Source organism: Aeromonas sp. ZOR0002 (assembly GCF_963866995.1).
In the GTDB taxonomy this organism is placed as follows: domain Bacteria; phylum Pseudomonadota; class Gammaproteobacteria; order Enterobacterales; family Aeromonadaceae; genus Aeromonas; species Aeromonas caviae.
Window position 1 is genome coordinate 1 of record NZ_CAWMFQ010000335.1, and the last position, 876, is coordinate 876.

The following is an 876-nucleotide window of genomic DNA, read 5'->3' on the forward strand; positions in this document are numbered from 1 at the left end:
GGCGCTAGGGCACCCGATGCAACACGTAATTGGGACATAGCCTAAAAAAACCGCCTGTCGGCGGTTTTTTTATGGCTGTCCCCGGCGTCAGGGGAGACAGACCGGGCAGAAGGCGTAGGTGCCCTGGGGATCGTTGAAGCGGGTCAGCGGGTCCAGACCGCGGTTCATCTCCAGCAGCGCCTTGCCAAGCCCGGTGGGCAGCCAGCTTTGCAGGTGCGGGGCCAGCGCCTGGGCGCTGCTGTCAAACAGCTCGCGCAGGAACTTGTCCCTGGCCGACTCTTCCGGTGCGATGGGGGTGACCTGCCAGCTCTTGAGGTTGGCGAGATCGGCGGCCGCCTTGAGGGCGTCATCCAGATTGCCAAACTCGTCCACCAGCCCCAGTGCCTTGGCATCCTGCCCGGTCCAGACCCGGCCTTCGGCGGCTTTTTCCGCCTCTTCCGGGCTAAGGCCCCGGCCTTTGCCCACCAGGCCGACAAAGCGCTGATAGGTGTCTTCCACGCTCAGTTGAATGGCTTCACCCACGTGATCCGGCAGGGCACGGGTCAGCCCGACCCCCACGAAGTCGGTGGTGCCGACGCCGTCGGTGTGTACCCCGTACTGGGAGAGCGCCTTGTCGATGGTGGCGAACATGCCGAACACCCCGATGGAGCCGGTGAGGGTGGTGGGGGAGGCGAAGATCTTGTCCGCATCGGCGGAGATCCAGTAGCCACCGGAGGCGGCGTAGCTGCCCATGGAGATGACCACCGGCTTGCCCGCCTGTTTCAGGGCCAGCAATTCGGCGCGGATCTGCTCGGCGGCGAAGGCGCTGCCGCCGGGGCTGTCCACTCGCAGCACCACGGCTTTCACCTGATCGTCACGGCGGGCCTCGGCCAGCAG

At 66.0% G+C, this 876-nt stretch carries 1 protein-coding gene; it reads right to left on the reverse strand.

Annotation, left to right across the window (positions count from 1 at the left end):
• Positions 1 to 87: 87 nt before the first annotated feature.
• Positions 88 to 876, reverse strand: a 789-nt coding sequence (gene sppA, locus AACR77_RS18140) for a signal peptide peptidase SppA (protein WP_231563278.1), incomplete at its 5' end; no start/stop codon positions are given.